14 protein-coding genes are annotated in these 13,437 nt (G+C 50.3%); 2 read left to right on the plus strand and 12 right to left on the minus strand.

The features are described 5' to 3' along the window. The first annotated feature begins 96 nt into the window (after positions 1–96). Together FH749_03620 and lysS are read left to right on the plus strand one after the other, a co-directional pair. Entirely contained in the window at positions 97–789 is a 693-nt protein-coding gene (locus FH749_03620; GenBank protein ID MTI94564.1) for a DUF3153 domain-containing protein, read from the plus strand. A gap of 51 nt (positions 790–840) precedes the next feature. Beyond that, positions 841–2,517: a lysine--tRNA ligase gene (lysS, locus tag FH749_03625; protein MTI94565.1), complete on the plus strand. Its 1,677-nt coding sequence runs from the start codon at positions 841–843 to the stop codon at positions 2,515–2,517. A gap of 49 nt (positions 2,518–2,566) precedes the next feature. Here the strand turns inward: lysS and FH749_03630 are convergent, their stop codons facing one another. The 12 genes from FH749_03630 to pstC form a co-directional block, all read right to left on the minus strand. Continuing rightward, on the minus strand, positions 2,567–3,097 hold the full coding sequence (locus FH749_03630; protein MTI94566.1) for a hypothetical protein: 531 nt from the start codon (positions 3,095–3,097) through the stop codon (positions 2,567–2,569). Then, positions 3,075–3,593 carry an RNA polymerase sigma factor gene (locus FH749_03635; GenBank protein MTI94567.1) on the minus strand — a complete coding sequence of 173 codons (519 nt, stop codon included), beginning with the start codon at positions 3,591–3,593 and terminating at the stop codon, positions 3,075–3,077. Before FH749_03635 ends, FH749_03630 begins: the two co-directional genes overlap by 23 nt. A 147-nt stretch (positions 3,594–3,740) precedes the next feature. After that, positions 3,741–4,550 (minus strand): glycine betaine ABC transporter substrate-binding protein, encoded by an 810-nt coding sequence (locus FH749_03640; protein ID MTI94568.1) that lies wholly within the window; start codon positions 4,548–4,550, stop codon positions 3,741–3,743. A gap of 86 nt (positions 4,551–4,636) precedes the next feature. Beyond that, positions 4,637–5,512: a proline/glycine betaine ABC transporter permease gene (locus FH749_03645; GenBank protein ID MTI94569.1), complete on the minus strand. Its 876-nt coding sequence runs from the start codon at positions 5,510–5,512 to the stop codon at positions 4,637–4,639. Next, the gene (locus tag FH749_03650) at positions 5,502–6,707 is read right to left on the minus strand and encodes a glycine betaine/L-proline ABC transporter ATP-binding protein (protein ID MTI94570.1); all 1,206 of its coding nucleotides are present in this window, start codon (positions 6,705–6,707) and stop codon (positions 5,502–5,504) included. Before FH749_03650 ends, FH749_03645 begins: the two co-directional genes overlap by 11 nt. A gap of 239 nt (positions 6,708–6,946) precedes the next feature. After that, the gene (locus tag FH749_03655; protein ID MTI94571.1) at positions 6,947–7,861 is read right to left on the minus strand and encodes a glycine betaine ABC transporter substrate-binding protein; all 915 of its coding nucleotides are present in this window, start codon (positions 7,859–7,861) and stop codon (positions 6,947–6,949) included. 21 nt (positions 7,862–7,882) lie between these two features. After that, a complete protein-coding gene (locus FH749_03660; protein MTI94572.1) occupies positions 7,883–8,761 on the minus strand; it encodes a proline/glycine betaine ABC transporter permease in 879 nt (292 codons plus the stop codon). Continuing rightward, a complete protein-coding gene (locus FH749_03665; GenBank protein ID MTI94573.1) occupies positions 8,754–9,959 on the minus strand; it encodes a glycine betaine/L-proline ABC transporter ATP-binding protein in 1,206 nt (401 codons plus the stop codon). The genes FH749_03660 and FH749_03665 overlap by 8 nt, the downstream gene beginning before the upstream one ends. Positions 9,960–10,063: 104 nt before the next feature. Then, positions 10,064–10,723 carry a phosphate signaling complex protein PhoU gene (gene phoU / locus FH749_03670; protein MTI94574.1) on the minus strand — a complete coding sequence of 220 codons (660 nt, stop codon included), beginning with the start codon at positions 10,721–10,723 and terminating at the stop codon, positions 10,064–10,066. Between the two features lie 16 nt (positions 10,724–10,739). Then, positions 10,740–11,567 (minus strand): phosphate ABC transporter ATP-binding protein, encoded by an 828-nt coding sequence (locus FH749_03675; protein MTI94575.1) that lies wholly within the window; start codon positions 11,565–11,567, stop codon positions 10,740–10,742. Further along, the gene (pstA, locus tag FH749_03680; GenBank protein ID MTI94576.1) at positions 11,515–12,381 is read right to left on the minus strand and encodes a phosphate ABC transporter permease PstA; all 867 of its coding nucleotides are present in this window, start codon (positions 12,379–12,381) and stop codon (positions 11,515–11,517) included. The genes FH749_03675 and pstA overlap by 53 nt, the downstream gene beginning before the upstream one ends. A 1-nt stretch (position 12,382) precedes the next feature. After that, positions 12,383–13,348: a phosphate ABC transporter permease subunit PstC gene (gene pstC, locus FH749_03685; GenBank protein MTI94577.1), complete on the minus strand. Its 966-nt coding sequence runs from the start codon at positions 13,346–13,348 to the stop codon at positions 12,383–12,385. Between the last annotated feature and the right edge of the window lie 89 nt (positions 13,349–13,437).

Consider the following 13,437-nt stretch of genomic DNA (forward strand, 5'->3'; position numbering starts at 1 on the left):
ACAGGCCGAGGGGGTCCCCATATGCAACTGCTTGGCTTAAAAAGGAAATAAGCCCTAGGTGTCGAAACCTTATTTATCGATATTTTGGAGGATCTTATGCGTAAATTACTAATTTCCTTACTGCTTGCCGGCATGATCCTTATGTCTGGCTGTTTCGATGCCGAATTTCACTTGACTGTAAACCGGGACGGCAGCGGCGATTTCAGCTACCAGCTGGGCTTTGACCGGGACTTCCTGGCGATGATGGAGTCCGAGGGCGAGGATCCCCTGGCAGAAATGGCGATCGAGGCCGAGGCCGACGGTTTCACTGTAACCAGATACGAGGACGATGATTATGTCGGTATCAGGGCCACCCAGCACCTGCCCCAAATTACTGCTGAAGACCTCGATGTCTTTGACGAGGCCTCCACACAGGGCGATGGCCTAGTAGTGGAAGAGAGTTTATTCAGAAGTCATTACCGTTTCCAGGCCGACATGAATATGGAAGGCATGGGAGAAGATGAAGAATTCGGCCAGATGATGCTCAACCAAATGAACTTCCGGTTCACGATTACACTACCGGTTAAACCTGACAGCCATAACGCCGATTCGGTGTCTGAGGACGGAAAAACCCTGACATGGAACCTGCGTCCGGGCCAGGCCAATCCGATTAATCTGGAAGCGTCAGTTCCGAACATTGTCTTTATTGCCATCCTGGGTGCAGGCGCAGCATTGTTACTGATTGGGCTGATAGTTCTAATTGTAGTATTGCGTCGGCGCCGGGAAGCAGACTATTACAGGCCGGTCTAGCCTGAAGCCCCAAGAAAACAGCAATCAATCGCAAAAGCCGCACCCAGACGGATGCGGCTTTTCATTACGTCCCCGAGTGGCATTGCCGAATATGTCTCAGCAAACCTCCGTCCCCGGGTGGGCACCCGAGTGGGCAGCGGTGGAATATTTTGTCCCGGGTATGTTATAATTGCTGGTATAAATTATGGAAACGACCTTTCAGATGAGGAGGATAAAAATATGAGCGCAAAGTTATGGCCTAAGCAGGAGGCAGAAAAAATCGTTCAGCGCTTTCCTGATGCAAAAAAATATCTGCTTCAGACCGGGTTTGGTCCCTCGGGCCACCCCCACATGGGCACTGTCGGCGAGGTGGTGCGCACCCACTTTGTTGCCATGGCCCTACAGGATATGGGCAAGAAAACAGTAATCCAGGTCTTCTCCGATGACATGGACGGGCTGCGCAAGATTCCTGTGAACATTGATGCCCCCTGGTTGGAGGAGCATCTGGGCAAGCCGGTATCAGCGATTCCCGACCCCTATGGCTGCTGCAAGAGCTTCTCAGACCACATGAACAAAGAATTGGTGGAAATGCTCGATGCCACCGGCATTCCCTATAAATTTGTCTCGGCAGCGGCAGAGTATAAAAAGGGAACATACAATGACGTGCTGCAGCTCTGCATGCGCCGGATTGACAAAGTCCTGGGCATCATTCTGCCCACCCTGCGGGAGGAGAACCGGCAGGGCTGGTTTCCAATTATGCCTGTGTGTGAACAGTGCGGCAAGGTCAATACCACCAAGGTCCTGAACCACGATGCGGAAACGGCCACGGTTGAATACAGCTGCTCTGAGGAATTGAAAGGCGCCGTTGGTTGTGGGCATCATGGTAGCCAGTTTGTCGGTGATGGCCGCAGCAAATTTGGCTGGAAGGCCGATTGGGGCGCCCGCTGGGCGGTGTTTGGCATCAACTACGAGATGTACGGCAAGGACCTGATCGAGTCGGCCAAGCTTTCCAAGCAAATCGCCCGGGTGCTGGGCGGCCGCCCGCCGGTGGACATGTTTTATGAGATGTTTTTGGACGAAACCGGCAAAAAGATTTCCAAGTCGGTGGGCCAAGGCCTGAGCGTCGAGAACTGGACTCGCTGGGGCACCCATGAGGCCTTAAATTACCTGATGTTCAAAAATCCCCGGCAACAGAAAAAGCTCTCCCAGGACACCGTCGTCCAGTACATGGACGAAGTTCTGAAAATGGATACCGACAGTCCCGAATATCCCTATATCTACTTTGCCGGCTCAAAACCAAAGCTGCCGATTGTCTACTCGGATTTAATCAACATCGTTTCTGCGGTGGGAGTCACGGAAATCCGGGTGCTCAAGGAATTTATCCTCGATATCTACGGTGACGAATTGAATGCCCAGTGGGACCGGGTAGAAGGTTTGCTGGAGCTGGCAATCAATTTCTACTCCGACTTCATCCTGCCGGAGCGCCATTTCCCCACCCTGAGTGCGGATCAAAATGCCCTGGTGGATAAGTTCCTCGCCCTGATAGCAGAGCAAACCGAAGCGGAGGCAATCCAGACCGGTACTTATACGATAGCCAAAGAGGCCGGGGTGCCCCCGCGGGAATTCTTCAAATTGCTCTATCAAATTATCCTTGGCAAACCCAGCGGCCCCAGGATCGGCAGCTTCGTCAGCCAGCTGGGCGCCGACCGGGTAAGCGAAATTATCGCCAGAAACAGAAAAAACGCGTAAAAAAACACCCTCCCTGCGGATTTTTGCAGGGAGGGTGTTGCAATTTGCGCTATTCAATCGCGATATAAACTTTGCCATCTCGTTCTTCTATCGTAACCACATACTGTTTATCACCGGCATGGGCCTCGAAAACGGCTAGACCTTCGGCAGAGCGAATCTCCGTGAACCGCTCGAACTGACTCTCAACCTCAGCCACAGTCTCGGAAAAAGATGCTCCTGAGACATAACCGTTGCTTGCAGTGCGCAAATCATCGGCGGCAAGGGTAAGATCAGGTATTCCCGCGGTCGCGTCATCGGTTGTGACCCCTTCAGCGGAATCAGTATCCGCCGGTTTTTGGTTATTGAGCATCCCTACAAGGTTATCACTGAGATCACCTTGAAGCAGGGGCAGGATGGTCAGGGCAAGGAGGGCGGCAACGGCAACTGGCGCCAGCCAGCGCTTCCATGGTTGCTTACTCTTGACCGGCCGGACTGGGGCCGCGTTCTCCAGGGCCAGAGACAATTTTTCTCGCAGGTCAGCAGGCGGCTGAATGTCTTTGTACTTGCGGGCATCTTCTTTAAGCCTGTTTTCGATACTCATCTCCCAACCTCCCTTTCAGTTTTTTCAGGCCCTGGTGTAAACGTGATTTCACAGTCCCCACCGGACAGTCCAGAATCTCGCTAATTTCCTCAAAACTGCGGTCATTATAGTAAAAAAGCAGTACCACATCCCGTTGATGTTCCGGCAGGGCATGAACGGCATTGAGTAAATCCATGCGTTCCGCGCTATCGGGATCGTAAACCGAGGACTCGGGTGGCTCTTCGCCAGCGTCCCGTTGACCCTGGCGTAAGCGGCTAAGACAGCAGCGCACCAGAATCTGTTTGGCCCAGGAATAAAAAGCGGAATCTTTTTTCAAAGTATGAATTTTGGTCAGCAAAATGACAATCATGTCCTGCATTACATCCGCTGCATCCTGTTCATTGCGCATATATAGATAACTGAGTCCAAAGAACTCCCGTTCCCGAGCCATGATTAAATCCAGCAAAGCTTCCTTGTCGCCCTGCTTGGCCTTGGCGACGGCGCGGAGGATGTCCACAGGCTTCACTCCCCGGTTTCATTAGTAAGACACATAAACCTTGTCTTTAGTTCATTTCATTTAACATTTTATATCAGATTCACTGAGAAAACAAAAACAAATTATGCAATATAAAAACCGGGGTGGCTTTCCACCCCGGTTAAGACCTTATTCCAGCCAGCCGTCCACTACGTCCCGGTTTGCTTCCATCCAGGCCTGGGCCGCTTCGTTATTGTCATCGTATTCTTCCATCATACCAATCAGGTCGCCCAACTGCTCGGCGCTCAGGTAGTAATTGTCCAGGAAGCTCTGCACAGCTGGGTTGTCGCTGGCAAAATCCATGCGGGTAATGGTGTTAATGGTTTCAGCACCGCCATACACGCCTTTGGGATCCTCCAGGAATTTCAGGTCGAAATCAGCGAATTTCCAGTGGGGAGTCCACCCGGTGACGACAATCCACTCTTCGTTCTGAATCGCAGTTCTCAGTTCGGCAGTCATCGCGGCATCACCGCTGGCCACCAGTTCAAAGTCCAGGCCATATTCATCAAGGGCAGTATCGGTTGCGCTCATGATGCCGGCGCCTGGATCGATGCCAACGATACGACCTTCAAATTGATCAACGTGATCGTTCAACTCTTCGATAGAGTCAATATCCACATAAGTCGGTACTACCAAACCAATCCTGGCGTCATGGTAGTTGGGACCCAAGTCGACAACTTCGTCTTCCAACTCGCCGAAATACTCGGCATGGGTTCCAGGCAGCCAGGCGCAGACAATAAAGTCAACATCGCCGGTGGCTACACTTTGCCACATCGGAGCAGCATCCAGATCATTCAGATTTGCTTCGATACCCAGTTCAGTCTCAATGATATTCGCTGCCAGGTAGCTACTGGCAGTAGCGCAGGCCCAGTTTACATAGCCAATTTCTACTGATTCCTCGCTGCCGGTATCGCAGCCGATTGCAGCGACACTGAGCATCAAGACCAAACCTAAAACACCTAAACCTTTCAAAAACCTCACAAATAACAAACCTCCAGTTAATGTATTTATATCAGGCCCGGACTCTAGTTTTTACCAGAGCCCTGGGTCAGCCTGTCAAGAATAATTGCAATCACGACAACAGCAATTCCACCTTCAAATCCCTTGCCCACATCCAGGCTGGAGATGCCGTCCCGGACAACCGAGCCAAGACCGCCGGCACCAATCATCGAGGCGATAACTACCATAGAAAGGGCCAGCATAATACACTGGTTGACACCGGCCATAATTGTCGGCATTGCCTGGGGCAGTTGAATTTTAAAGAGCAGTTGATGCCAGTTGGAGCCATAAGCTTCACCGGCTTCTATCAGCTCCACGGGCACCTGACGGATACCGAGGCTGGTGAGCCGGATTGCCGGTGGCATAGCAAAGATAATCGTCGCAAACACTGCCGGCACCGAGCCGATCCGGAAAAAGAACACAGCCGGGATCAAATAGACAAAAGCCGGCATCGTCTGCATAAAGTCGAGAATCGGCCGTACGATGCTGTTGACCGTTTTGAATTTGGCGGCCAAAATACCCGTGGGGACACCAATTACCAATGCAATCACTGTCGCAGTGATAATCTGAGCCAGGGTAATCACGGCATAATCCCAGAGCTGGATGTTGGCAATGAACAAAACACCCAACAAACTGAAAATAGCCACACCGCGCCCGGCGATGCGCCAGGCAATCAGGGCAATGATGATTGCAACACCCCAGTAGGGCACAAAGCCAATAATTGCCTCTAATAAATCCACCATCCAGCTGATGCCGGTGCGAATCGCGGCAAACTGGTTGCCGAAGGTATCCATCAGAAAATCGACAAATACATTCACCCACTCGCCTACCGGCAAGCGGAGGGTCGTAACCCATTCGTACGCATCGCTAAAAAAGCTGGCAGCAAAAATGTTAGCTGTCATTCTCATCCTCCCCCCTGTCAGGAATCAGGGCCTCTAGCACAGAACCCCGGACAATGATTCCCAACAAACGCTTCTGCTCGTCAACTACAGCCAGAGGGATGGACGTATTGACCGTTAATTCGATGAGCTCAGAGATGCTGGTCTCTGGAGTGACGGTATTGAGCTCATTTTTAATTATATCGGTCAGGTCTTTTTTGCCGGCCTCAATTGCCGCGTAGACATCATCAATCTGAACAACTCCGATAAGTTTGCGCCGCTCACCGGTAACAAACAAGAAGTCGACACCATATTTCTTCATTTCCTTGAGGGCAAGTCTCGGTCCCTGGTTCTCGTTGACAGTGGTCCAAGGCTTAGTCAGAATGTCCCCGGCAGTTAGGACTTCAGAACGGTTGACTCCCTGGACAAACCGTCTTACATAGTCATCTGCCGGGTTGGTGAGAATCTCCTCGGCGGTTCCTATCTGCACAGTCTTACCGTCTTTCATCAGCATAATCCGGTCGCCTAGCTTCAGAGCCTCGTCCAAATCATGGGTGATAAAAACAATCGTCTTCTGCATCTGGCTCTGCAGATCCAAAAGCTCATCCTGCATGTCGTTTCGAATCAGGGGGTCCAAGGCGCTAAAAGCCTCATCCATTAAGAGAATTTCCGGATCATTGGCCAGCGCCCGGGCAAGTCCCACCCGCTGCTTCATGCCACCGCTCAATTGGTCGGGATAGCTAGACTCATAGCCCTCGAGACCAACAAGACTGAGGGCGTCCTGGGCCTTTTGCTGCCGCTCTTCCTTGTCAATGCCCTGGATTTCCAAACCGTATTCAGTATTCGCCAGCACAGTCCGATTGGGTAGCAAGGCGAAATTCTGAAACACCATGCTCATGCTGGTGCGTCGGGTTTGCCGCAACTGCTTTTTATCCATCTTTAAAATATCTTCTTCGTCGTTCAGCAGTACCTCGCCCCGAGTCGGTTCAATCAGGCGATTCAAACAACGAATCAATGTAGATTTGCCGCTGCCGGACAAGCCCATGATCACGAAGACTTCCCCTTGCTTAACGCTGAAATTGGCGTTGTCAATACCGACAGTCAATCCCGTCTTATGTAGAATTTCATCCTTTGTCAGCCCTTTAGCCAACAAGTCAAGGCCCCGTTTGGGGTTGGGGCCAAAGATTTTGTACAAGTTTTTAACAGTTAGTTTATTCACAACCGGCCTCCTTCCCAGAAACACAATCTTAAGTTTAACAGTCCAGACAAGCACCGTCAAAATGGACCTGCCGTAGCATATTCCAATCCAGTTAACTGAGCGATGCTCATAACCATATAGGTAGCGTAGACTCAGGATTCGTAGCGTATTATGCTATATTTCTACCCTTATGTTGGCACTGTCAGAATTAGACTAAAAATCGTACATAAAAAAGCGGCACAGCTTGTGCCGCTTTAGCGCTACTCAGGTAGCCATCCATTAACCACTTCACGATTTTCGTCAATCCATTGCTGGACTGCCTCATCGATATCATCGATATCCTCAATCATTCCCATCAAACTTCCCAGTTGTTCGGGAGTCATGAAAAAGTTCTCCAGGAACCTCTGGACGCGAGGATTGTCCTCAGCAAACCCTTCCCGGGTGATAGTAAAAATTGATTCTTCGCCACCATATACATTCTCTGGATCCTCCAGGAACTTGAGCTCAAACTCAGCAAACTTCCAATGCGGGGACCAGCCAGTGACAACAATCCATTCCTCATTATCGATTGCGGTTTGTAGTTCCGCCGCCATTGCTGCATCACTACTATCAACCAAGGTCAAATCCAGTTCATAAACCTCGATCGCCTCTTCGGTGGCGCCCATAATCCCGGCGCCGGCATCGATTCCGACAATCCTCCCCTCAAATTGCTCCGCATTTTCATTGAGCTCAGTGATGGAGTCAATTTCCACATAGGTGGGAACCACCAAACCAATCTGTGCACCCTGGTAATTCTCTCGGACCCGGACCACATCATCTTCCAGCTCCGCGTAATATTCCGAGTGTGTAACCGGAAGCCAGGCGCTGAGAATGAAATCCAAATCCCCGGTGGCCAAGCTCTGCCACATCAGGGCAGCGCCCAGGTCTGTCAATTCAACCGTAACATCTTCCATATCTTCTTCCAGGATTGTTTGCACAAGATGTCCGGTGGCAGTGGCGCAGGCCCAGTTGACGTAACCGATGGTAACGTCTTCCGGCTCCACTTGTTCACCGCCGTTATCCGGGGGTGGCTCGATACCATTATCCTCGGGCGGAGTATCGGCCCTTGGCCACATAAATATCGCCAGTGCCACCAATCCCACTACAATTAAACCAATAAGCCACGACTTGTTCATTGCTCAATATCCTCCTTGAAATTAGTTGCGGTACCCCTTACTACTTCCCTTGCCCTGGGTCAAACGGTCCAGGATAATCGCAATAATCACCACCGCCAACCCTCCCTCAAAGCCCATGCCGACATTGAGACGATCGATACCTGTCAGCACCACCGACCCTAAGCCGCCGGCGCCAATCATTGAAGCGATGACAACCATCGACAATGAAAGCATAATACATTGATTGATTCCTGCCATGATTGTCGGCAACGCCTGGGGCAGCTGCACTTTAAACAATAGCTGGTACCAGTTGGAGCCGAAGGCCTCACCGGCCTCAATCAGTTCCTGGGGAACCTGACGGATACCGAGACTGGTGAGCCGAATCGCCGGCGGCATCGCAAAAATAATCGTCGCGAATACGGCCGGCACCGCCCCAATTCGAAAGAAGAACACCGCCGGTATCAGGTAGACAAAGGCCGGCATCGTTTGCATCAAATCCAGTAGCGGTCGCAGCACAGTATTTACTGGCCCAAATTTGGCGCCCAGAATCCCCAGGGGAACTCCAATTAACAAGGCAATCAGGGTGGCGGTAATAATCAGCGCCAAGGTGCTGACTGTCGCCGGCCAGAGACCGATATTTGCAATCAACAGCACTCCCAAAAACGCAAATATAGCTTCTCCCCTGCCTGCCAGCCGCCAGGCCAGCACAGCGATTACAAGCGCCAGTGCCCAGAAGGGAAATAACCCCAAAACGTCAGCCAGCAATTCCACCAGCCAGGAGATGCCAGAACGGATGGCATCGAACTGGGCGTTGAAGGTATCCGTTAACCAGTCGATGAACGCAGCAAACCAATCGCCGATGGGAACCTGGTATTCCTGGAATCGCTCCAAAAAAGTTGTCTGCAAGAATATGTTACTCATCTTCATCTGGCTCACCCCTTTCCGGGATCAGGGCTTCCAGCACACTGCCCTTGACGATGACCCCTTGCAGACGCTTGTTCTCATCGACAACTGCCACCGGCACAGAGGACCCGACTGTCAGTTCAATCAGTTCTGAGATGCTTGTATTGGGCGCCACCGTGTTCACAACATCCTGCTTGATAATCTGCCTCAGGTTCTTGTCGCCCCTTTCAATTGCCTTAGAAACATCATCAATCAGAACCACCCCAGCCAGCGCCCGGTGCTCTCCCAGCACAAACAGGGATTCTGTTCCATACTTTTTCATTTCTTTGAGGGCAAGCCGCGGCCCCTGCTGAAATGATACTGTAGACCAGGGTTTGACCATGATGTCCCGGGCGCTGAGGACCTCGCTGCGATTCACGCCCTGGACAAAGCGACGCACGTATTCATCAGCAGGGTTGGTAAGGATATCCTCGGCGGTGCCGATCTGCACCGCTCGGCCATCCTTCATCAGCATGATACGATCTCCCAATTTCAAGGCTTCGTCCAGATCATGGGTAATGAAGATAATAGTTTTGTTCATTTCATCCTGAAGCTCCAATAATTCATCCTGCATGTCGCCGCGAATCAATGGATCAAGGGCGCTGAAGGCTTCATCCATCAGAAGAATTTCCGGATCATTGGCCAATGCCCGGGCCAAGCCCACACGCTGTTTCATACCGCCGCTGAGCTGTTCGGGAAAGCTCTCTTCATAGCCCGCAAGGCTAACCAGTTCCAGAGATTTCATCGCTTTTTCCTGGCGAGTGCTTTTATCCACACCCTGAATTTCCAAACCATACTCCACATTTGCCAGCACCGTCCGGTTGGGCAGGAGCGCAAAGTTCTGAAACACCATGCTCATTTTGGTGCGGCGCATCTCCAGTAATTCCTTTTTGCTCATCTTAAGAATATCAATATCATCCAGGATGATTTCGCCGGCAGTTGGCATAATCAGACGGTTGAGGCAACGCACCATTGTGGACTTGCCACTGCCGGAAAGTCCCATGATTACAAAAACTTCACCCTGCTCAACCTCAAAACTGGCATCATTAATACCCACTGTCAGCCCAGTTTTCTTAAGAATCTCTTCCTTTCCCAATCCCTTTTTTAACAGATCGAGTCCGCGCTGGGGATTGGGTCCAAAAATCTTATATAGGTTTTTTACTGCCAATTTGACCATGGCCAGTCCTCCATCAACTGCTCTTATGGTTCAATAGGTATTTTACCCAAGGAAGGAAACAGCTAAACAACTAATTAAGCAAAGGGCGCCCTGCGATTATAATCCTAATCATTTAACTCTTTGCGTTCCCCTGTAACCATGTAAATCAGCCACTCGCCCAAATTTGTGGCGTGGTCCCCAATCCGCTCCAAATAACTGCTGACAAATAACAATTGGGTGGCCTGTCTGATATTACGTGGCTCCTCCATCATATAAGTCAGGAGTTCCCGGATAATCTGGTTGTGCAACTGATCAACTTCGTCGTCATCTTTGCATACCTCATATGCCATTTCAACATCCGCGTTAATAAAACAGTCCAAAGCATTAGCTACCATCGTGCAGACCATTCCAGACATTCGAGGGATATCCACCAAGGGTTTAATTAGAGGCTCATCACCAATGCGGAGAGTTATTTTCGCAATATCGCTCGCATGGTCGGCAATCCGCTCCAAGTCGGTAATTATTTTGAGGACGGTTGCTATTTTTCGTAAATCTACCGCCAGCGGTTGCTGACGGGCTATAAGCGTCAAACAACGTTCCTCTATTGCCAGCTCCATGTCATCAATCTTCTGATCTTCATCGATAACTGTCTGGGCCAGTTCCAGATTCTGCTCTCTTAAGGATCTTACGGACTTCGAGATACTTTGCTCGACGAGGCCGCCCATTAACATTAGTTCTTCAACCAATTGCTTGAGATCATCCCTAAAACTTGACCGCGCATTCATTATGATTCCCTCCTGATTAACCGAAACGACCGGTGATGTAGTCTTCGGTTTTTTTGTGTTGGGGGTTTGTGAATAAAGTTGATGTGTCCCCATACTCCACAACCTGCCCATTGAGAAAAAAGGCAGTCTTCCCCGAAACACGAGCGGCTTGCTGCATGTTATGGGTGACGATTATTATTGTATATTGATGTTTCAACTCGCCAATCAGATCCTCCACCTTAGCCGTTGCAACCGGATCCAGCGCCGAGCACGGTTCATCCATAAGAATCACATCGGGTTTTACAGCCAGCGCCCGGGCGATACATAGCCGTTGTTGCTGCCCGCCAGACAACGAAAAAGCCGATGAATGCAACCTATCTTTCACTTCATCCCACAAAGCGGTCGCCTGTAATGAACGTTCGACAATCTGGCTCAATTCTTTTTTGTCCCTCAAGCCTTGGATTTTCGGACCAAAAGCAATATTTTCATGTATAGATTTGGGAAAAGGATTGGGCTTTTGGAAGACCATGCCAACCTGTTGTCGTAAGCTGACAACGTTGGCCTCCGAGGCATAAATATCCTGGCCCCGATAGAGAAATTCACCGCTGACCCTGGCGTTAGGCACTGTGTCTATCATCCTGTTAAGCGCTTTCAGAAATGTTGACTTTCCACAACCTGAAGGGCCAATGATTGCAGTCACATCTCGTTCTGCAAACTCCAGGTCAATTCCCCTAAGCACCTCAAGATTGCCATACTTAATCTTGGCGTTTCGCACTGAAAAAACAGTTTCCTCCATTGTTTTATCCCCCTTGTCACCATTGTTTTGACTTGCGGTAATACATGCGTATGCCAATTGCAACTGCATTCAAGACCAATACCAGGCTCAATAGAACCAACGCTGTTCCATAGGCCAGTGGTCGAACATCAGCAATCCGGTTATGCTGGGTGGAAAGAATATACAGATGGTAAGGTAAGGCCATAAACTGATCACTGAGATTTTGCGGGAGCCGGGGCAAAAAGTACGCTGCGCCGGTGAGAATTATTGGCGCTGTTTCACCAGCGGCTCTTCCCAGGCCAAGAATTGCCCCGGTGGCAATACCAGGCAATGCGGCCGGAAGCACCTGATAACGAATTGCCTGCCAGCGTGTTGCACCAACGGCAAGGGCTGCATCGCGAAAACTTTGAGGAACCGCCTTCAAAGCCTCTTCTGCTGTAGTTACAAGTACAGGATAAGTCATTAAAGCTAAAGTCATGGCCGCGGCTAATAAGGAATGGCCCATCCCCAGAGTCGCCACAAACAGCCCCAAACCAAACAATCCAAATACGATCGAGGGAATTCCGGCAATATTGCGGATGCTGAGTCGGATTATCCTGTTCAGCTTCCCCTGTCTGGAACATTCATTGAGGTAAATTGCCGACCCTACCCCCAGGGGGACAGAAATCACTAAAGTAAGCAGCGAGACATAGATTGTGCCTATAATCGCCGGTTTAATGCCGCCAGCAGTCATCCCTGCCCGGGGAACCTGGGACAAAAACTCCAGACTTATTGATCCGATGCCCCTGAAGATAATTGTCCCGACCAGATAAACCAAAACTAGTACTGCACCAAGAGAGGCTAGCCTTAAAAACATAAACCCGGCTGTTTCACTAAAAGAGTGTTTGTTAAGTTTAGTCCTCATTCTATTCCCTCCCGATCACGCTTCTGTTAAGAAACAAATCAGCTAGCAAATTGACACTGAAAGTAATCAGGAATAACAAAGCGCCAAGCACAAACAATGAATGATAATGCAAGCTGCCCCAAGCCACTTCCAGCCCCTCGATGGCGATTGTTGCCGTCAACGTTCGGACTGATGTGAGATAGTCCGGCAACTGGATGCCCCAGATTGACTTCAAAGGAACAGCTAGCGCATTTCCAGTTGCCATCAAAACTGTCATTGTCTCACCAATTGCCCGTCCGAAACCAAGCATAACAGCTGCAATGATTCCTGACCGGGCTGCCGGAAGGGTAACCCTGATCATGGTTTGCCAGGGGCTTGCCCCCAAGGCCAGTGCCGCCTGACGATAATCGTTGGCCACGGCCTTTAGGGCATCCTCGGAGATACTTACAATCGTAGGTAACGCCATTATTCCTAACATTATCGCTCCAGTGAGGCCAGTCAGGCCGTTGGAGAGACCGAAGGTTCGGGCAACCAGCGGCGCCACAACCACCAGAGCTAGAAAGCCAATGACCACCGAGGGCACACTGGCGATAATCTCCAAAACCGGCTTAACAATTTCCCTGACCTTTGGTGACGCCACTTCTGCCAAATAAAGCGCAGTAGCAATACCCCAGGGAACAGCCAGCACCAGAGCCGCCAACGAGACAAATAGCGAACCGAGAATCATTGGCAACGCACCATAGCCCGGGTTAGGTGAGTAAGGCATCCAACGACTGCCAGTAAGAAACTCAACAATACCAAGTTCCCGCAAAGCTGGATAACCTTGACGGAGTAAATATCCAAAAATCAGGGCAACTACAATAACTGCCAGCAAACCATTCAATGTCAATAGAGCGGAAATTGCGTTTTCCCGCCACTTTTGACGTTTTCTTCTTTGAACATGTCCGGCGCCCTCTGGCAAAATACTCTGTTCATTCACCCGCCTCATCTCCTTTAACGTAGGTACATCTTCACTATAGCCAAGGCCTGTTAGCTGTGCTTAAACAGAATGTAAAGATAATGTAAAGCTGGAAAAGG

The sequence above is a fragment of the Bacillota bacterium genome (genome assembly GCA_009711825.1).
Taxonomy (GTDB): Bacteria; Bacillota; Proteinivoracia; order UBA4975; family VEMY01; genus VEMY01.

What these genes read in the sequence shown, in the direction of transcription:
- FH749_03620 (MTI94564.1), top strand. Translation starts at nt 97, where the DNA reads ATGCGTAAATTACTAATTTCCTTACTGCTTGCCGGCATGATCCTTATG.
- lysS (MTI94565.1), top strand. Translation starts at nt 841, where the DNA reads ATGCGGCTTTTCATTACGTCCCCGAGTGGCATTGCCGAATATGTCTCA.
- FH749_03630 (MTI94566.1), bottom strand. Translation starts at nt 3,097, where the DNA reads ATGAGTATCGAAAACAGGCTTAAAGAAGATGCCCGCAAGTACAAAGAC.
- FH749_03640 (MTI94568.1), bottom strand. Translation starts at nt 4,550, where the DNA reads ATGCTCAGTGTCGCTGCAATCGGCTGCGATACCGGCAGCGAGGAATCA.
- FH749_03645 (MTI94569.1), bottom strand. Translation starts at nt 5,512, where the DNA reads ATGACAGCTAACATTTTTGCTGCCAGCTTTTTTAGCGATGCGTACGAA.
- FH749_03655 (MTI94571.1), bottom strand. Translation starts at nt 7,861, where the DNA reads ATGAACAAGTCGTGGCTTATTGGTTTAATTGTAGTGGGATTGGTGGCA.
- FH749_03660 (MTI94572.1), bottom strand. Translation starts at nt 8,761, where the DNA reads ATGAGTAACATATTCTTGCAGACAACTTTTTTGGAGCGATTCCAGGAA.
- FH749_03665 (MTI94573.1), bottom strand. Translation starts at nt 9,959, where the DNA reads ATGGTCAAATTGGCAGTAAAAAACCTATATAAGATTTTTGGACCCAAT.
- phoU (MTI94574.1), bottom strand. Translation starts at nt 10,723, where the DNA reads ATGAATGCGCGGTCAAGTTTTAGGGATGATCTCAAGCAATTGGTTGAA.
- FH749_03675 (MTI94575.1), bottom strand. Translation starts at nt 11,567, where the DNA reads ATGCAGTTGCAATTGGCATACGCATGTATTACCGCAAGTCAAAACAAT.
- pstA (MTI94576.1), bottom strand. Translation starts at nt 12,381, where the DNA reads ATGAGGACTAAACTTAACAAACACTCTTTTAGTGAAACAGCCGGGTTT.
- pstC (MTI94577.1), bottom strand. Translation starts at nt 13,348, where the DNA reads ATGAGGCGGGTGAATGAACAGAGTATTTTGCCAGAGGGCGCCGGACAT.